The sequence below is a fragment of the Pseudomonas sp. TH04 genome, assembly GCF_016651355.1.
Taxonomy (GTDB): Bacteria; Pseudomonadota; Gammaproteobacteria; order Pseudomonadales; family Pseudomonadaceae; genus Aquipseudomonas; species Aquipseudomonas fluorescens.
The window spans coordinates 1140734-1158323 of record NZ_JAEKEA010000001.1 but is presented as its reverse complement, the minus strand read 5'-3'; the positions used below and the strand labels follow the sequence as shown (position 1 = coordinate 1158323).

Annotated in this window: 15 protein-coding genes; 4 read left to right on the top strand and 11 right to left on the bottom strand. The window is 60.7% G+C overall.

Annotation, left to right across the window (positions count from 1 at the left end; genetic code table 11):
• The first annotated feature begins 244 nt into the window (after nucleotides 1-244).
• On the top strand, nucleotides 245-1654 hold the full coding sequence (locus tag JFT85_RS04965) for an OprD family outer membrane porin (RefSeq protein ID WP_053255650.1): 1410 nt from the start codon (nucleotides 245-247) through the stop codon (nucleotides 1652-1654).
• Nucleotides 1655-1798: 144 nt separating this feature from the next.
• Complete coding sequence (locus JFT85_RS04960) at nucleotides 1799-4441, top strand: MGH1-like glycoside hydrolase domain-containing protein (protein WP_201229350.1); 2643 nt, start codon at nucleotides 1799-1801, stop codon at nucleotides 4439-4441.
• A gap of 21 nt (nucleotides 4442-4462) precedes the next feature.
• Here JFT85_RS04960 and JFT85_RS04955 read toward each other — a convergent pair whose 3' ends face one another.
• The 3 genes from JFT85_RS04955 to JFT85_RS04945 form a co-directional block, all read right to left on the bottom strand.
• On the bottom strand, nucleotides 4463-4798 hold the full coding sequence (locus tag JFT85_RS04955) for a hypothetical protein (protein ID WP_053255652.1): 336 nt from the start codon (nucleotides 4796-4798) through the stop codon (nucleotides 4463-4465).
• A gap of 222 nt (nucleotides 4799-5020) precedes the next feature.
• Nucleotides 5021-5335 carry an SCP2 sterol-binding domain-containing protein gene (locus JFT85_RS04950; RefSeq protein ID WP_053255653.1) on the bottom strand — a complete coding sequence of 105 codons (315 nt, stop codon included), beginning with the start codon at nucleotides 5333-5335 and terminating at the stop codon, nucleotides 5021-5023.
• 56 nt (nucleotides 5336-5391) lie between these two features.
• On the bottom strand, nucleotides 5392-6102 hold the full coding sequence (locus tag JFT85_RS04945) for a histidine phosphatase family protein (protein WP_053255654.1): 711 nt from the start codon (nucleotides 6100-6102) through the stop codon (nucleotides 5392-5394).
• 194 nt (nucleotides 6103-6296) lie between these two features.
• Here JFT85_RS04945 and sohB point away from each other — a divergent pair, with 194 nt between their 5' ends.
• Nucleotides 6297-7322, top strand: a complete 1026-nt coding sequence (sohB, locus tag JFT85_RS04940) for a protease SohB (RefSeq protein WP_053255655.1) — start codon at nucleotides 6297-6299, stop codon at nucleotides 7320-7322.
• Between the two features lie 114 nt (nucleotides 7323-7436).
• Here sohB and JFT85_RS04935 read toward each other — a convergent pair whose 3' ends face one another.
• Nucleotides 7437-8972 carry an MFS transporter gene (locus JFT85_RS04935; RefSeq protein ID WP_187602286.1) on the bottom strand — a complete coding sequence of 512 codons (1536 nt, stop codon included), beginning with the start codon at nucleotides 8970-8972 and terminating at the stop codon, nucleotides 7437-7439.
• Nucleotides 8973-9122: 150 nt separating this feature from the next.
• Between JFT85_RS04935 and JFT85_RS04930 the strand changes: the two genes are divergently transcribed.
• Nucleotides 9123-10019 (top strand): LysR family transcriptional regulator, encoded by an 897-nt coding sequence (locus tag JFT85_RS04930; protein ID WP_053255657.1) that lies wholly within the window; start codon nucleotides 9123-9125, stop codon nucleotides 10017-10019.
• Here JFT85_RS04930 and dhaL read toward each other — a convergent pair.
• From dhaL to JFT85_RS04895, 7 genes are all read right to left on the bottom strand, one after another.
• Nucleotides 9976-10623, bottom strand: a complete 648-nt coding sequence (gene dhaL, locus JFT85_RS04925) for a dihydroxyacetone kinase subunit DhaL (RefSeq protein ID WP_053255658.1) — start codon at nucleotides 10621-10623, stop codon at nucleotides 9976-9978. The genes JFT85_RS04930 and dhaL overlap by 44 nt on opposite strands.
• 3 nt (nucleotides 10624-10626) lie before the next feature.
• Nucleotides 10627-11628: a dihydroxyacetone kinase subunit DhaK gene (locus JFT85_RS04920; protein ID WP_201229348.1), complete on the bottom strand. Its 1002-nt coding sequence runs from the start codon at nucleotides 11626-11628 to the stop codon at nucleotides 10627-10629.
• A gap of 154 nt (nucleotides 11629-11782) precedes the next feature.
• Nucleotides 11783-12898 carry an MDR/zinc-dependent alcohol dehydrogenase-like family protein gene (locus tag JFT85_RS04915; protein ID WP_069552338.1) on the bottom strand — a complete coding sequence of 372 codons (1116 nt, stop codon included), beginning with the start codon at nucleotides 12896-12898 and terminating at the stop codon, nucleotides 11783-11785.
• 26 nt (nucleotides 12899-12924) lie between these two features.
• The gene (locus JFT85_RS04910; RefSeq protein ID WP_053255661.1) at nucleotides 12925-13680 is read right to left on the bottom strand and encodes an SDR family oxidoreductase; all 756 of its coding nucleotides are present in this window, start codon (nucleotides 13678-13680) and stop codon (nucleotides 12925-12927) included.
• Between the two features lie 155 nt (nucleotides 13681-13835).
• The gene (locus JFT85_RS04905; protein WP_053255662.1) at nucleotides 13836-14843 is read right to left on the bottom strand and encodes a substrate-binding domain-containing protein; all 1008 of its coding nucleotides are present in this window, start codon (nucleotides 14841-14843) and stop codon (nucleotides 13836-13838) included.
• Between the two features lie 58 nt (nucleotides 14844-14901).
• On the bottom strand, nucleotides 14902-15879 hold the full coding sequence (locus tag JFT85_RS04900) for an ABC transporter permease (RefSeq protein ID WP_053255663.1): 978 nt from the start codon (nucleotides 15877-15879) through the stop codon (nucleotides 14902-14904).
• Nucleotides 15876-17363, bottom strand: a complete 1488-nt coding sequence (locus JFT85_RS04895) for a sugar ABC transporter ATP-binding protein (protein ID WP_187602287.1) — start codon at nucleotides 17361-17363, stop codon at nucleotides 15876-15878. The genes JFT85_RS04900 and JFT85_RS04895 overlap by 4 nt, the downstream gene beginning before the upstream one ends.
• Nucleotides 17364-17590: the final 227 nt, after the last annotated feature.

The following is a 17590-nucleotide window of genomic DNA, read 5'->3' as shown; positions in this document are numbered from 1 at the left end:
GGATTTTGTTGGGCTGGCGCTTGGCTTGCAAACGAAGAATCCTCAGGACTTCATTCTGCAAATGAATGATATGACGCGAATATGACAAAAATGCACGGCTGAAAAATTTCATTTTTCGGCGGTTTTCCTAACAAATTCTTCACGAGGCGCGCCCCGGTCCTCATGAAACAATCGTCACGTTTGTAGGGATGAAAACGCCGTTTGCACACAACGCACATAAAAAAATGTTTAGGGGCTGCGACACATGAAAATTTCTACACTGGCGTTATCCATCACCGCTGCACTGCTCGCGCAACAGGCTTGCGCGGACGATTTCGGGCTCGGCGCACTGGGCACAGGCACGGGGCACAGTGGCTTTCTTGAAGACAGCCACGCAGCGGTCAGTTCGCGGACGATGTACTACAGTGCGGACAACCGTTCGGGGACCAGCAACGATCTGCGCGAAGCCGCGACATTGCTGCGCTTCGACTACAAATCCGGCTACACCCAAGGCACCCTTGGCGTCGGTTTCGATGTGATGGCTTTCGGTGCCCTGCGCCTGGACGGTGGCGATGGCCACGCCGCAGGCCCAGGCCTGTCCGGTAACGGCAACAGCTTCTTCCCGACCAAAAACAACGGCACCGAGCCTGCCGACAGTTTCGGCCGTGCTGCGGGTAACGTGAAATTTCGCATTTCCCAGACAGAGTTGCACGTCGGCGGTGCCTTGGCCCCGGTGCTGCCTATCCTGGTCTCCAACGACAGCCGTGTTGCACCGCAGACTTTTGACGGCGGCATCCTCACGTCCAGTGACATTCCTAACGTGACCTTTACCGGTGGTGAGCTGAACAAGGCCGAAGGCCGTGCTTCCAGCAACTCCACCGGGTTGAGCGTCGCTGGCGGTACCCGCGACAGCGACAGCTTCAAGTTCGGCGGTGTGGACTACAAACCGTTCGGCTCGTCTGACAACGCCATCGCGAAAAACCTGACGTTGCAGTACTACTACGCCAACCTGCAGGACTTCTACAAACAGAACTACTTCGGCCTGGTTCACGTTCTGCCGCTGGGCAACGACCAGTCGTTCAAGACTGACCTGCGTTACTTCGACAGCAGCAGCGATGGCAAAAACGGTGAGGCCGGCTACCAGTTCAACAACAACGGTGGCTACGCCAAACACGCTGGCGAAGTGGATAACAAAACCTACAGCGCCGCGTTCACCTACCAGTTGGGCGGCAGCAGCTTGATGCTTGGCCACATCGGCGTCAGCGACGACGGCGGCTTCGTCTGGGTCAACCAGGGCAGCATCGCCGATCCAAACGCACAGGGCGCGGGCGGCAGCGACTTCTACCTGTTTACAGATGCCGTGGTGGGCCAGTTCTCCCGTGCGGGCGAGCAGGTCAATTTTGGTCAGTACTCCTATGACTTCAAGGCCTTCGTACCTGGGCTGAAAGCGTCCGTGGCTTACCTGGACGGCACGGGCATCAAGTCCAAAGTCGCCGGCGGCGCTGACCAGAAAGAAAACGAAACCGACTTCCGCCTGGACTACGTTGTGCAGGAAGGCCCGCTCAAAGGCTTTGGTACCACCTTCCGTACCGGTACCTACAAAGGGCATAACACCGGCACGGCGGACCAGGACCAAACGCGTCTGATCTTCAACTATACCTACGCGATCTTCTAAGAACGCGCGCGCTTTTGCAGCGTCGAAAAAAGAGGCCGCCTAATCAGCGGCCTCTTTTTTTGCGCGGGTGGATAAGACTTCATGTGCATCCGGGCGTGGAGCGGTTCTACACTGCCCCTCACTGTGTCAGTGATGGAGGACCCGATGACGGCCACGCCTGCAACCAACATCCTCGCAACGATTGAAGGCCAGCGCCTGGCAACCGAAGCGCCCGAACGTTGGCGCGACTGGGGCCCTTACTTGAGTGAACGCCAATGGGGCACGGTGCGCGAAGACTACAGCGCCGATGGCGATGCCTGGACCTACTTCCCCCATGAACATGCCCGCAGCCGCGCCTACCGTTGGGGTGAGGACGGGTTGGCCGGGTTCAGCGACAAGGCTCAACGCTGGTGCCTGGGCCTGGCGCTTTGGAACGGGCGCGACACGATCCTCAAGGAGCGCCTGTTCGGTTTGAATAACGCCGAGGGCAACCACGGTGAAGACGTCAAGGAACTGTACTTTTTCGTCGATGGCGTACCGAGCCATGCCTACATGCGCATGCTCTACAAATACCCGCATGCCGCGTTTCCTTATGCGGACCTGATCGCCGAGAACGCCCGCCGCGGGCTTGAAGATGCCGAGTACGAAATCCTCGACACCGGCGTGTTTGAAGACAACCGCTATTGCGACATCAGCGTCGAATACGCCAAGCACCATCCCGACGATATTTTCATGCGGGTCACCGTGCATAACCGTTCGGATCAGCCGACGCAGCTGCACGTGCTGCCCCAGTTGTGGGCGCGCAATGACTGGAGCTGGACCGTTGACGCGCCCAAGCCGCAATTGCGGCTGGACGGCGAGCAGGTGCTGGCCTTCCATCATGAACTGCCCGATCGCTGTCTCAGCGCCTGGGGGCAGGACGGGCTCGAGTGGCTGTTCTGCGAAAACGAGAGCAATATTCCCCGATTGGATGGGCAGCCGGCGCCTGGGCCGTTCAAGGATGGCATCAATGATTACCTGGTGGACGGCGTTCAGTCGGCGATTCGCCGGGACGCGGGCACCAAAGTCGCCGCGCGCTTCAGCCTTGAACTGGCGGGCCTGGAGAGCAAAACCCTGTACCTGCGGTTTGCGCCCACGGACGCACCTGCGGTCAACGCGCGCAAGCTGTTTGAGCTTCGCCGGCAAGAGGCTGATGACTTCTATGCGGCCCTGCAACAGGGGATCACCGATGAAGATGCGCGCAACGTACAGCGCCAGGCGCTCGCCGGCTTACTGTGGTCCAAACAGCTGTATTATTTTGACGTAAACCAGTGGCTCGACGGCGACCCGGCCCAACCTGCGCCGCCGCCCGAGCGCCTGCATATCCGCAATACCCATTGGCGGCACCTGTCCAACTTCGACATTCTCTCCATGCCTGACACCTGGGAATACCCGTGGTACGCCTCCTGGGACCAGGGCTTCCAGGCGGTCGCGATGGCGCTGATTGATCCGGAGTATGCCAAGCAACAATTATTGCTGTTGGTGAAAGACCGCTTTATGCACCCCAATGGCCAACTGCCGGCGTATGAATGGCGTTTCGACGACGCCAACCCGCCGGTGCATGCCTGGGCGAGTTGGCGGGTGTATCAGCAGGACAAGGCGCTGACCGGGGTCGGCGACATGGATTTCCTTGAGCGCATTTTCCACAAGTTGCTGCTGAATTTTTCCTGGTGGGTCAACCGCAAAGACGCCGAGGGCCGCAACCTGTTCCAGGGCGGGTTCCTGGGCCTGGACAACATTGCCTTGTTCGACCGCTCCGCTGCCTTGCCGCCGGGCTACCAGCTGGATCAGGCCGACGGCACGGCGTGGGTCGCCGCTTATGCACTGGACCTGATGCGCATCGGTCTGGAGCTGGCCAAACGCAATGGGGTCTACGTCGATATCGCGGTGAAGTTTTTCGAGCATTTCCTGTATATCGCCGGGGCGATCAACCGCGTTGACGACAGCGCCGAGGGCTTGTGGGATGAGCACGACCAGTTCTTCTACGACGTGCTGCACCGCCCCGACGGCCAGAACGAGCCGGTGCGCCTGCGCTCCATCGTCGGCCTGATGCCGTTGTTCGCCGTGCTGGTGCTGGAGCAGCGCGAACATGAAGGCCTTGCGGGGTTGCGTGAACGGCTACTGGGGTTCATGAAGCACCGGCCGGATTTGGCCAAGCTGGTGTCGCGCTGGAACGAACCGGGGCAAGGCAATCGCCTGCTGCTGGCGTTGTTGCGCGGCGAGCGCACCAAGGATTTGCTGCGGCGCATGCTCGATGACACGGAGTTTTTGTCGGCCTTTGGCGTGCGTTCGTTATCCAAGGCTTTCGCTGAGCAGCCGCTGGCGCTGAAGATGAATGGCGACACGTTGTGCGCGCGCTACCAGCCCGGCGAGTCCGACTCACGCTTGTATGGCGGCAACTCCAATTGGCGCGGGCCATTGTGGATGCCGGTGAATTACATGCTGATCGAATCGTTGCGCGAATTTCACCGCTACTACGCGGACAACTTCTCGGTGGAGTACCCGACCGGCAGTGGTTATCTGGCGTCTCTGGAGGAGGTCGCCGACAGTCTGAGCCAGCGTCTGACCCGATTGTTTCTAAGGAATGAAGACGGGCTGCGGCCGTCGATGGCAGGCTATGCGCAGCTGGAAGCGGACCCGGCCAGCCGTGACCTGGTGTTGTTCCATGAGTATTTCCATGGTGAAACCGGGCGTGGGTTGGGCGCGTCACACCAGACTGGCTGGAGTGCGTTGGTGGCGTTGCTGCTGCAGCCCAAGAGTAGCCCCTGACAGAGCTGCAGCAACGCAGCGTTATTTGAGTGGCACTCTGATTCCATTGATGTATGTGAACGTCAGAGGAGGGGGCTTGTTAACGCTGCCGCCGGAGACGGTGGTTGCAAGACTGCCCGCAGCCAAGGTTATTCCGCTGATAAATCTCGCTGTACGCAGTGCCACTGGCGGTGAGATGTCGGCGATCTGATCAATTTGAATGCTCTCTCCTGAATCGGTGACAAGGCACGTTCCGTCTTCGCTCAAGGCAATGATCCTGGTCGTTATCGTCAGGTTATTTTGCGTCGTTAGAGTGACCTGCTCTTCAGGATTGATTGATACCGTCACATTCCCAAAATCGTCGGATTGGCTTTCCATGCTGACTACCCTCTTTAGTTTCGGAGGGTTTCAATGTGCCGGTATGAGTGATCAACGACTACTGTCAGAAATACTAGTGATTCAAAATTTTTTGCGATAGATCCATTGATTTTTATGGGCGGATAAGCGCTTTCTGAAGTGACCGTGTACGCTCGGTAGTTTTCGCAATGTAAAAAAATCCCGCCGGCAAAGGCGGGATCGGTATTCAAGGCTGCCCTTGAATCAAGCCGGGAACAGGTCGCTCAGCTTCATCGCCAGCATCATGTCGCCTTCGGTGCGCAGTTTGCCGCCCATGAAGGCCTGCATGCCGTCGGTGGAACCGTCAACGATGCCTTTCATGGTTTCGCCGTCCATCACCAGGGTCACCTGGGCGTCCGGGTTTTCGCCTTCCAGCAGTTCGCAGGTGTTGTTCTTGACCACCAGCGAGAAGTTCTGGGTGTCGTCGATACGGAAACCGAACACCAGGTCCAGGCCGTCGGCAGCGGCTGGGTTGAATTTGGCTTTCATTGCTTCTACAGCTTTGGCTACGTCAGTCATGGTTTCGATCCTTTATGGGTGAGTCCAGTGACCTTGGGGTCACGGTTGGCCGCAATTCATCGGAAAGTGATGAGCTGCGGCGCCTTCAACAGTTGCAAGTGGGTATGGCTGTTGAAGGAAGCCAGTGCCACCTCGCGACCACGGAATTTCAGGTGGTTGAGCGAAGTGTTAACAATTTGCCAGTTCAATTCGAAGGCCTGGGCGGCAGGCATCCGGGTAATCAGGTGGAGCAGGGCAGTGATGGTGCCGCCGGAGGTAAACACGGCGATCTTGTGCGTGTTATCGGCCGCTTCAAGAATGCGTTGCAGGCCACCTTGTACACGTTCGACAAACCCCAGCCAGCTCTCCAGCCCGGGTGGATCATAGGTGCCGGCCAGCCAGCGCTCGATGATCAGTGCGAAGATGCGTTGGAATTCGCTGCGGTTCTGCGCGCCGTTGCGCAGCACGTCCACAGCGTGGGGCTCGCTGGCGAGCAAGTCAGGCAGCAGGGCGCGGATGATCGCTTCACCGTCGAATTCGTTGAAGGCGGTGTCGATTTCCAGCGGTGGAATGGGGTGGCCGAGGGCGCTGTATTGATCGAATGCGGCAGTGGCGGTGTGTTGCTGGCGACGCAGGTCACCCGAGACACAGCGGTCAAACGTAATGCCCAGGTCCGCCAGGTGGCGACCGAGCACTTGCGCTTGTTCCACGCCGACGGGCGACAGGACGTCATAGTCGTCTGCACCGAAGGAGGCCTGGCCATGTCGAATCAAATAAATGCTGCCCACGTCCGTTTTCCCGGTACGTTGAAAGTCTGGCGAGGTTATGAGGATGCCCGCGAGCTGTCAATGAAAAAACATACGCTTGTTTTAAAAGCGCGTTAGAGGGCCGCTGCTGGCGGTTTGAGCACTGGTCCGAAGGCAGTGCCATCGGTATGCTGAGACCATCCGCGCCCGGCGCACTGCAACTTGTAAGGAGTCACATGGATTTTCTGGCCGAATACGCGAGTTTTCTGGCGAAGACCGTCACTTTGGTGGTCGCTATTCTGGTGGTATTGATCAGCTTCGCGGCGTTGCGCAGCAAGGGGCGTCGCAAATCCGCCGGCCAATTGCAGGTCAGCAAGCTCAATGACTTCTATAAAGGCCTGCGTGAGCGCCTGGAGTCGAGCCTGCTCGACAAGGACCAGCTCAAGGCCCTGCGCAAGTCCGAAAGCAAAACCGAAAAGAAGAAAGGCAAGCAGAAACCCGAGGCCAAGCCACGGGTGTTCGTGCTGGATTTTGACGGCGACATCAAAGCTTCGGCCACCGAGAGCCTGCGCCATGAAATCACCGCGCTGCTGAGCCTGGCCACGCCGAAGGACGAAGTGGTGCTGCGCCTCGAAAGCGGCGGCGGCATGGTACACAGCTACGGCTTGGCCTCTTCGCAACTGGCGCGTATCCGTCAGGCCGGCGTGCCGTTGACCGTGTGCATCGACAAGGTTGCGGCCAGCGGCGGCTATATGATGGCGTGCATCGGTGAGAAGATCATCAGCGCGCCGTTCGCCATCCTCGGTTCCATTGGCGTGGTGGCGCAGTTGCCTAACGTGAATCGCCTGCTGAAAAAGCACGACATCGACTTCGAAGTGCTGACCGCCGGTGAATACAAACGCACCCTCACCGTGTTTGGCGAAAACACCGAGAAGGGCCGCGAGAAATTCCAGGAAGACCTGGATATCACGCATCAGTTGTTCAAGAACTTCGTGTCGCGCTATCGCCCACAGCTGGCAATCGATGACGTCGCGACCGGTGAAGTGTGGCTGGGTGTTGCTGCCCTCGACAAACAACTGGTCGACGAACTGCAAACCAGCGACGAGTACCTGGCCACCAAGGCCAAGACCGCCGAGGTGTTCCACCTGCACTATGCCGAGCGTAAAAGCCTGCAGGAGCGAGTCGGCCTGGCGGCCAGTGGCTCGGTAGACCGTGTGCTGTTGACGTGGTGGAGCCGGTTGACCCAGCAGCGTTTCTGGTAAGTCCAGAATGTAGCCGATCCCAATGTGGGAGCGGGCTTGCCCGCGATAGCGATGTCCCAGTCGATACATCTACCGACTGACCCGCCGCCATCGCGGGCAAGCCCGCTCCCACATTTAGTTCTGAGTCAGTCTGGAAGACTGTTGTTGTACTGAGGGAATTGGTTTTCGCATCAACATCCCCACCACCAACGCCCCCAGCAGCCCCAACAATCCCGCCACCCACAACACCGTGCTGAACCCACCCACAAACGCCTGCCGCGCCAGCGGCTGCACGACGTCCCGTGCCGCCTGCGGCAACAAGCCCATCGCCGCCGGCATATCCCCGGCCACGACCCGCGAAGCGATACCCGCCGCTTGGGCCTGCCATTGTGTGTCAATACGCGCGCGCAGCAACTGCTCACTGTGGCTGCTCAGTAATGCCCCATACACACCAATGGCCAACATGATTGCGCTGAAGCGCATGGTGGTGCTGATGCCTGACGCCATCCCCGCCCGGTCGCGTGGCACGCAGGCCATGATGTTTTTCTGCGTATCGCCATTGAGCAGGCCGGCCCCGGCGCCCGTGACGGTAATCGCCAACGCGAAGGGCAGGTAGCCGCCAACATTGACCGCCCAGGCGCTCAACAGGTTGCCGCCGCCGACCAGGGTCAACCCCGCGGCCATCATCGTCGCGGGCGCAAAGCGCACCGCCAGGCGTGCACCGATGCGTGGGCAAATCAGCATAGTCAGGGCAAACGGCAACATGCCCAGGCCCGAAGCAATGGCCGAGAAGCCCAGGCCGTTTTGCAGGTAGAACGGCAGCAACGTCATCATCACCTGGGCGCAGCCGGCATAGGCGAACATCCCGAGCAAGGCGCCGATAAACCGTGGGTGTCGCAACAGTTGCAGGTCGACCATGGGCCGTTGTTGCGCGCGTTCGACCAGCACAAACACCCCCAGCAACACAGCCCCGCCGATCAGGCGCGCAGAGGTTAACGGGCTGTCCCAACCGATGCGGTTGGCCTCGATCAGCCCCCAGATCAGGCACAACAGGCTGGCACTGAATGCCAGGCTGCCCCACGGATCAAGGCGTGCTGACTGGGTATCGCGGGACTCTGGAATCGCACGCAGCACCAGCGCCATCAAGCCCAGGCCGACGGGCAGGTTGAGGTAGAAAATCCAACGCCAGCCCAGGTATTGGGTAATCAGCCCGCCCAATGTCGGCGCGGCGGTCATTGCCACGCCCATGCACGCGCCCCAGAACGCCCAGGCTTTGGCACGCTCCATGTCATCGTGAAAGGTATGGCCGATGGCGGCCAGGGCCGAAGTCAGCAGTAAGGCTGCGCCGACGCCTTTGACGGCGCGGGCAATGTCCAGAAACACTGCATTCGGCGCGACGCCACAACCGATGGACGCCAGGATGAAAACGCTCAAGCCCCAGACCAGGGTCTTCTTGCGCCCAAAGCGGTCGGCGATGCTGCCGGCCGGTAACAGCAGTGCGGCGAACGCGAGCATATAGGCGCTGACCACCCACTCGATATCGGCGAAGTTGGCGCCCAGGTCGCGCGCGATGCTCGGTAGCGTCACGGCGACGATATTAGTGTCGAGCACGATCAGCGAACAAACGCCGCAAGCGGTGAGCAGCGTCAAGCGTGGGCTGACCCGGTTCATGGCTGAATTACCTTACAGGCAATACGGAAAAGACAGTTGACGTACATCGCAAGGGCTCTCTAGTGTTGATGTTTCGTGAGCTTATCCCTGGCACTTGCTTGCGTTGTTAGCTGGGCTGAAGCACTTCATTACCTTTGAGCTAATCCTGCGATGGAAATCCGCCATTTCCGCTACTTCCTGGCGGTCGCCCGCCAGCGCAACTTCACCCGCGCCGCCGAGCAATTGGGTATCGCGCCGCCCACCTTGAGCCGTCAGATCCAGGACATGGAAACTGCGTTGGGCACGCGTCTGTTTATCCGTCAGCAGCGCGAAGTCAGCCTCACCGAAGCGGGCGCGGCGTTACTGACCGAGGCGCAAGCCACGGTGCGCCAGTTCGAGTTTGCCCAGCGCAGCGCCCAGCGCGCCGGCCGTGGGGAGATCGGGCATGTCGAACTGGGCTACGTGGCCTCGGCGGTATACACCGGGCTGCTGCAGCGGCAAATGCAGGCGTTCAGCCAGGCGTTTCCGGAGGTGAGCGTGAATGTGCGCGAATGCGCGATGGCCACATTGCCGACGGCGGTGGCAGACGGGCGCTATGACATCGGCTACATCCGCTCGCCAATGACGCTGCCCGATGGGGTAGAGGCGGTGCGCCTCGACAGTGAAGGTTTCGTGCTGGCGCTGCCGCAGGATTCCTGGCTGCTGAGGCTCAAGGCGATTGGTTGTGAACACCTGCAAAACGAAACCTTTATCTTGCCGGAGCAAATCAGCGGCACGTTGCACGTCGCGGCGCAGGGTGGTTATGCGCCGCGTCTCGGGCCGCAACCGGGCGGCTTGGTCGCGGTGGTGGCGTTGGTGTCGCTAGGGCAGGGCGTGGCGGTGGTGCCGGCGTCGATGGTCGGGCATGTGAGCTTGCCGGGCGTGGTCTACCGCACTCTCCATGGCTGCGAGGCGGCGTCCTGGCTGTCGTTGATTTACCGGCGCTTTGAGCAAGCGCCGGCAGTGGCGCGGTATATCCAACAAGTCAAACGCTCAGTCGCGGCTGCACCGAGTCCGCCAGGCGCGTGAGGATCAGGCAGCACGACACGGCGCCGGCATCCAGTACGCCGAGGGAGCGCTCGCCCAAACGGCTGGCCCGGCCGATTTTGGCCACCAGGTCTTTGGTTGAATCGCGGCCTTGGGACGCGGCGGCTTTCATCGCCTCCAGCGCAGCGCTGAAACCCGCGCCTTGTGCCTGCGCACGTTCGAAGGCTTCAACCGCCGGGATCAGCGTGTCCATCAAACACTTGTCACCCACGCCCGCTTCGGTGATGTCCTGCAGCGAGGTCAAACCGCCGCGCAGCAAACGAGCAAAGGTGGCGGCGTCGATAGCCTCGCTGCTGCGCACTTCGTCGGCCATGCCGATAAACAGGCTGCCATACAACGGCCCCATGGAGCCGCCGATGCCTTCCATCAGGCTCAGGGTCAGCTCATCCAGGGCTTGGGCCAATGTCAGTTGGCGGCCTTCGATCATGCGGCCGCAGTGGGCGAAACCCTTGGCCATATTGATGCCGTGGTCGCCGTCGCCAATCGCGCCGTCGACTTCGCTGAGGTATTCACGGTTGGCCACGATCACGCTGACCAGGTCGGCGACGATAGCGCTGCCGTCGCGGGTGGAAAAATGCTGGCTCATGGTTCACTCCGCCTGGGTCATGCCGATGGAGCGGCACGGTTGGTCGATCAAGGTTTTCAGCTCGGCGTCGAGGCCGAGCAGGGTGAGGGTGACGCCCATCATCTCCAGGGAGGTGAAGTAATTGCCCACGTAGCAACGGTGAATCTTCAAGCCCTTGGCCTTGAGCTGTCGCTCGACCTCGGCGTAAAAAATGTACAGCTCCATCACCGGTGTGGCGCCCAGGCCCGAGACCAGCACCACCACGCTGTCATCGTGGCTGAAATCACGGTCAGCCAGGATCGGTGCGAGCATGCGTTCGGCCATGGCGGCGGCGGGCTCGATGGGCACAACTTCAATGCCCGGTTCGCCGTGATGGCCGATGCCCAGTTCCATCTGGCCGTCGGGGATCTGGAAGTTTGGCTTGCCCACCGCCGCAATGGTGCACGGGGTGAGGCCGATGCCAATTGAGCGGCAGTGATCGACGGTTTTCTGGGCGACGCGAATCACGCCATCGAGGTCGTAATGCTGGGCCGCTGCCGCACCGCCGATCTTCCACATGAAGATCTCCCCGGCGACGCCGCGCCGCTTGGCGATATCGACCTTGGGGGCGGAGGCCACATCGTCGTTGGCGACCACGGTACGGATGCGCATGTCTTTGCTGGCGGCCATTTTCATTGCCAGCTTCACGTTCATGTTGTCGCCGGCATAGTTGCCGTACAGGCAGGCTACGCCAGCGCCATGGTCGGCGGCGCGGAACGCGTCGAAAAAGCTTTTGGCGGTGGGCGAGGAGAAAATCTCGCCGACGGCCACGGCGTCCACCAGGCCGGGGCCGACGTAGCCCAGAAACGCCGGCTCATGGCCCGAGCCGCCGCCGGTCACGATGCCAACCCGGCCTTGCCCCGATGGCCTGGCTTTGACGATGACCCGAGGGTTGCTCTCGTATTGGCGCAGTTCGGGGTGGGCGACCAGAATGCCGTGCAACATGTCCTCGACCACGTGGTCCGGATCGTTGATGACTCGATTCATAACGCGGGTTCCTGTGTTCTTGTTCTTAGGGGCAACAACAATTCAATGTGGGAGCGGGCTTGCTCGCGAAAGCGGTGGTTCAGTTGATGCATGTGTTGCCTGGCACTCCGCTTTCGCGAGCAAGCCCGCTCCCACAGTTTGATAGGTGGCGTTCTTAAGGCTCGAGTACAACTTTGAGCGATTTGTCCCCGCGCTCCATCACCGCAAACGCTTCCTTGAAATCCGCCAGGGCGAATTTGTGGGTCACCACGTCGCGCATGTCGATCTTGCGGTTGCCAATAAAGTCGATGGCGCGCGGGTACATGTACGGCCCCAGGTGCGAACCCAGGATGTCCAGTTCCTTGCGGTCGCCGATGATCGACCAATCTACCGTGGCCTCGTCATTAAATACGCTGAACTCGACGAAGCGCCCCAGCTTGCGCAGCATCGCCAGGCCCTGGTTCACCGCCTTGTGATGCCCGGTGGCTTCGATATAAATGTCGCAGCCATAACCGTCGGTGATCGCGCGGATCTTTGCCATGACGTCGACGTCGGCCGGGTTCCATACTTCGTCGGCGCCCATGCGCAGGGCGAGGGCGGCGCGTTCGGGTTTCATGTCCAGCACGATCAGCTTTTTCGGGTTGCGCAGGCGCACGGCGCCGATGATGCCGAGGCCCAGGGTGCCGGCGCCGGCTACCACCACCACGTCGTCATGGTCGACATTGGCGCGCTCGGCGGCATGCAGCGAGCAGGCCAGCGGTTCGATCAGGATCGCTTCATCGGGGGCGATGGATTCCGGCACTTTGTGGATGATGCCTTCCTTGGTGAAAATCATGTACTGGGCCATGGCGCCCTGCACGTTGTTCTGGAAGCCATAAAGGTCGTGTTTCTGGCACATCCAGTACTGGCCGTGATTGCAGAAGCGGCAGCCCCAGCACGGCACGATCTGCTCGGAGATCACCCGGTCGCCCACCTTTACCCCACGCTTCTCGGCGCCTGGGCCCAGGGCAACCACGCGACAGACGAACTCATGCCCGGGAATCATTGGCGGTTTCACGTAGCGCGGCTGTTCGGCATCGCCCCAGAACGATGGCGCGCCGCGATACGTCTTGATGTCACCCATGCAAATGCCGCACAGCTCGACCTTGGTGAGGATCTCATCGGGGCCGGGCGTGGGCACATCGACGGTTTCCAGTCGATAGTCTTCCGGGCCATGGCAGACCACGGCCTGCATGGTTTTCGGGATGCTGGGGGAGAGCTGTTCAGCTGTGCGTTCGGTGACGGTGGACATGACAAAACCTCACGACAAAAAATGAACTACTGAATGCTGTAGCCGCCGTCGATCACCATGTTGGCGCCGGTGATCATCTGCGCGGCATCGCTGAGCAGGTACAGCGCCAGCCCGGCGATCTCTTCCGGCTGGGCAAAACGGCCGGCCGGGATCTGCAATTTGGCCTTTTCACCCACTTCACCGGCCCAGGCTTTCTTGCCCAGGGCGGTCTCGACAATGGTCGGGGAGATGGCGTTGACGTTGATCTGCGGCGCCCATTCCATGGCCAACACCTTGGTCATGCCGACGATGGCGGCCTTGCTGGCGCAGTAGGCGACGTGGCGGTCCAGGCCGATCACGGCGGCCTGGGAGGCGAGGTTGACGATGCGCCCGCCGCCGTTGGCGAGCATGTGTCGGGCGCAGGCCTGGGCCACGAAGAAGCTGGCTTTGAGGTTGATGTCCAGGGTGCTGTCCCAGGCGCTTTCGCTGACATCGACGGCCTTGTCGAGCAGCACGATGCCGGCGCTGTTGATCAGGTAATCCAGGCGCTGAAAGTGTTCGAATACGTGGACGATGGTGGGTTGTATCTGGCCGATCTGACCCAGATCGACGGCAATGCCCAGATGCTCGGCGCCCAGGCGTGCGGCGACGGCCACCACGGCCGGGTCACGGTCCAGTAACGCCACGCGTGCTCCGCGTTCCGCCAGCAGGCTGGCGCAGGCCAGGCCGATGCCGGCGGCGCCACCGGTAATCACCGCGCAACGGCCGGTGAGGTCGAAGGCTTGGTTCCAGAATCCAGACATACGATTAACTCCATTTTTGAAAACGGTGGAGATCCAATGTGGGAGCGGGCTTGCTCGCGAAAGCGGTGGATCAGCTGACGGATGTGCTGACTGACACACCGCCTTCGCGAGCAAGCCCGCTCCCACAGTTGGAATGCATTCACAGGTCGAAACCGTTACTTACCGCCGCTGACCTGTTTGTACAGCGCATCCGCGTTCGCATTGGTCACCGGCACCCACGGCAGGATGTAGTTCTTGGCGGTGCCGTCGGCCCATTTCACGTCCTTGGCATAGCGTTCCCAGATCACCGATTGCGGCTTGTAGTCCTTGCCGGCGAGTGCGCGCAATGCCACGTCCAGTGCGCCTTGAGACTGGGCCTGGGCGTCTTGCAGGAAGGTCGTGACTTCGTCTTTCTTCGCCGCCTGGATCGCATCCGGCATGCCGTCGATCGAGGTCACCGGCACGTCTTTGGATGACAATCCATGGGATTTCAGCGCCTGCACGGCACCGAGGGCCATGTCGTCGTTCTGGGCGATCACACCGTTAATGCCTTTGGGGTGCGCGTTCAGCCAGTCTTCGGTGAGGGTCAGGGCCTGGGCGCGGTCCCAGTTGGCCGTTTTTTTCTCGATGATCTTGATGTCGGGGTGTTTGCCCAGCACTTCCAGTTCGCCTTTTTCCCGGTCGATCTGCGCCGACTGGCCAATCGGGCCCTGGATGATCACGACGTTGCCGCGGCCGTTAAGTTTGTCGACCATGGCCTGGGCTTGCAGGCGCCCGCCTTCCACATCGTCGTTACCCACATAAGGCACGGCGGCATCGGCTACTTTCGTATTGGAGGCGATGACGACCACGTCGTTGCTCATGGCTTGTTTTACCGTGCCTACGCCGGCCTTGGTGTCGATGGGCACGAACAGGATGGCGTCGTAGTGCTGGGTGACCATGTTTTCGATCTGGTTGTTTTGGGTCAGGGCGTCGTAGTTGCCGTCGAACACGGTCAACTGCACGGTGCCGTCCTTGACCGCCGGGTGTTCCTTCAGCTCGCGGACCCAGTTCTGCATGAACTGGCCCTTGAGGCCGTACACGGCGGCGCCGACTTTGTAGGTCTTGCCATCGGCGGCCAGGGCAATACTGCTGGCGAGCAGGGAGAGAGCCGCAACGGCGGCCAACGTCATTCCAGGTTTCATGGTGAGAACTCCGCTTATTGTTGTAGGTCGTTCAGTTCATTGTTGGGAGGGAAAGCGATTAGCGTTTTTTCTTGCGCCACACGTCGATCAGCACGGCGAACACGATGATCAGGCCCTTGGCGACCTGCTGGTAATAGGACGACACGCCGAGCAGGTTCAGCCCGTTGTTGATCACGCCGATCAACAACGCACCAAACAGCGTGCCGACAATGCTGCCGGTGCCGCCCGACAAGCTGGTGCCGCCGATAACCACTGCGGCAATCGCATCCAGCTCATAGGAAACCCCGGCCTGGGGCAGGGCGGAAGTGGTGCGGGCCGACAACACCACGCCGGCTAACCCGGCGAGCAGGCCGGACACCACGTACACCGAAAACATCACCTTGCGCACGCCGATGCCGGAGGTGCGTGCGCTCTTTTCATTGCCGCCCACGGCGTACACATAGCGGCCGTAAGTGGTGTAGCGCAGCACCATCCAGAAGATCAGCGCGACCACGGCGAAGATGACGATGGGCACGCCAATCGGCCCGACCTTGCCAATGCCCAGCGCCAGGTAGGCGTCGGGCAGGTCCGTGATGGGGCTGCCATCGTTGAGAATGAAGGTCATGCCCCGCGCGATGCTGAGCATGCCGAGAGTGGCCACGAACGGCGGGATCGACAGGTTGGCGACCATAAAACCGTTGACCACGCCGAGCATGGCCCCGGCAAACATCCCGGCACTGACGGCCGCCAGCAGGCCGTAGCCTTGAGTCGCGACCATTGCGCTGCACAGCCCGGCGAAGGCCAGGATCGAGCCCACCGACAAGTCGATGCCCTTGGTCAGGATCACGTAGGTCATGCCCACGGCGAGGATGCCGTTGATCGAGGTCTGGCGCAGGATGTCCATCCAGTTGCGCCAGGTCATGAAATATTCGCTGGAAAACGCCATCACCACGCACAGCAGGATAAACACCAGCGGCAGGCCGAAGCGGTCGAGGGATAAACGCAGTCGATTGCGCGGCGCGGCAGTCATGGGGGCAGCGATGGTTTTGGCGTTCATGAGGCAAGACTCAACAAGGCTTCCTGGGAAAGGGCGGTGTCGGTGCTGATAGTCACCAGCCGGCCGCCCTTGAATACGGCGATGCGATCACTCAGGTGCAGCAGCTCAGGGGCTTCGGACGACACCACAATGGCGGCGCCACCGGCGCGCACGAATTGGTCGAGCAGGTGGTAAATCTCCTGCTTGGCACCTTCATCAATGCCCCGGGTCGGTTCATCGCATAACAGGCACACCGGTTCGGTCGACAGGCATTTGGCGAGCACCACTTTTTGCTGATTGCCACCGCTCATGGAGGCCACCGGCAGTTCCAGGGAGGTGGTTTTGATCTGCAGGCGCTTGACCATGTCCTGGGCCAGTTGGGTTTCCTTGCGCGCATTGATCAGCGACCAGCGCGACAGGCGTTTGTAGGCCGACAGCGCAATGTTGGAAAGAATGCTGCCGGTGAGCACCAGGCCGCTGTCTTTGCGGTCCTCGGTGACCAGCGACATGCCGGCGTTGATCGTGGCTTTGGGCAAGCCGATCGGCATGGGCTTGCCTTGCAGGGTCACGCTGCCGGAATCCGCAACCGTCAGGCCGTAGATGCAGTTGAGGAATTCGCTGCGCCCCGACCCCATCAGGCCGTAAATGCCGAGGATTTCACCCTGGCGCAGTTGCAGGCTGATGTCGTGGAATTCGCCGTTGCGGCTCAGGTTGTCAACTTGCAGGCAGGTCGTGGGCGCACATTCGCGGCCGACCTTGTGGTCAATGCGCGTCAGCTCCTGGCCGACGATACCCCGCACCAGGTGGTTGCGGTCGATATCGGCCATGCGTCCGCTTTCGACAAAGGCGCCATCGCGAAAGATGCTGTAGTCATCGGCGATCTGTGCCAGTTCGCTCAGGCGATGCGACACATAGATGATGCCGGCGCCACGCGCGGTGAGACGGCGGATGGCTTTGAACAGGGTTTGCGCCTCGTGCTCGCCGATGGCCGAGGTGGGTTCGTCCATGATCATCACCTGGCAGTCGTGGCTGAACGCCTTGGCGATTTCCACCAACTGGATCTGCGCCACGCTCAGGCGGTGCATGGGGCGGGTGGCGTCGACGTCGAACTCCAGGCTTTCGAGCAGCTCGCGGGTGCGGCGGTTGAGGGTCTTGCTGTCGACGATGCAGCCGGCGTGGCGCGGTTCGCGGCCCAGCCAGATGTTTTCGGCGACGGTCATGTAGGGGATGGGCTCCAGTTCCTGGGTGATCATCGCGATCCCCGCTGCCAGGGCTTCACTGGGGCGGTTGAACTGAACCGGGGTGCCGTTGAGCGCAATGCTGCCGGCGTCGCGTTGGGTAATGCCCATCAGGATGCTCAGGAACGTCGACTTGCCGGCGCCATTGCCGCCACACAACGCATGCACGCTGCCGGCCCGTAGAGAGAGGCGCCCGTCACGCAGGGCAGGCACCCCGGCGTAAGCCTTGGCGACGTGTTCAGCCTGGAGCAGTAATGGCGTGGCCATCGGCGTGTCCTCGTGCTGTGAATTCTTATTAGGTCGCACAGTCATGTTTCGCTGTGATCATATGTGTACCAAATGAAATTCTGATCAGTCAATCTCTTTCACTTAAAACCTATGAATCCCACCATGAGTATTAATAGTGCCCTGTAATAGGGCTTTGACTGGAGGGTCAGTTAAAACTCACTTGACAGAAAGGGCTTATTGCCTGAGAAATGACTGATAGAAATTTC

Excerpts from the sequence above, each read along its gene's own strand:
- JFT85_RS04915 (WP_069552338.1), bottom strand. The coding sequence starts at position 12,898 with ATGTCCACCGTCACCGAACGCACAGCTGAACAGCTCTCCCCCAGCATC.
- JFT85_RS04960 (WP_201229350.1), top strand. The coding sequence starts at position 1,799 with ATGACGGCCACGCCTGCAACCAACATCCTCGCAACGATTGAAGGCCAG.
- JFT85_RS04935 (WP_187602286.1), bottom strand. The coding sequence starts at position 8,972 with ATGAACCGGGTCAGCCCACGCTTGACGCTGCTCACCGCTTGCGGCGTT.
- sohB (WP_053255655.1), top strand. The coding sequence starts at position 6,297 with ATGGATTTTCTGGCCGAATACGCGAGTTTTCTGGCGAAGACCGTCACT.
- JFT85_RS04955 (WP_053255652.1), bottom strand. The coding sequence starts at position 4,798 with ATGGAAAGCCAATCCGACGATTTTGGGAATGTGACGGTATCAATCAAT.
- JFT85_RS04920 (WP_201229348.1), bottom strand. The coding sequence starts at position 11,628 with ATGAATCGAGTCATCAACGATCCGGACCACGTGGTCGAGGACATGTTG.
- JFT85_RS04905 (WP_053255662.1), bottom strand. The coding sequence starts at position 14,843 with ATGAAACCTGGAATGACGTTGGCCGCCGTTGCGGCTCTCTCCCTGCTC.
- JFT85_RS04930 (WP_053255657.1), top strand. The coding sequence starts at position 9,123 with ATGGAAATCCGCCATTTCCGCTACTTCCTGGCGGTCGCCCGCCAGCGC.
- JFT85_RS04965 (WP_053255650.1), top strand. The coding sequence starts at position 245 with ATGAAAATTTCTACACTGGCGTTATCCATCACCGCTGCACTGCTCGCG.
- dhaL (WP_053255658.1), bottom strand. The coding sequence starts at position 10,623 with ATGAGCCAGCATTTTTCCACCCGCGACGGCAGCGCTATCGTCGCCGAC.
- JFT85_RS04910 (WP_053255661.1), bottom strand. The coding sequence starts at position 13,680 with ATGTCTGGATTCTGGAACCAAGCCTTCGACCTCACCGGCCGTTGCGCG.
- JFT85_RS04900 (WP_053255663.1), bottom strand. The coding sequence starts at position 15,879 with ATGAACGCCAAAACCATCGCTGCCCCCATGACTGCCGCGCCGCGCAAT.
- JFT85_RS04950 (WP_053255653.1), bottom strand. The coding sequence starts at position 5,335 with ATGACTGACGTAGCCAAAGCTGTAGAAGCAATGAAAGCCAAATTCAAC.
- JFT85_RS04895 (WP_187602287.1), bottom strand. The coding sequence starts at position 17,363 with ATGGCCACGCCATTACTGCTCCAGGCTGAACACGTCGCCAAGGCTTAC.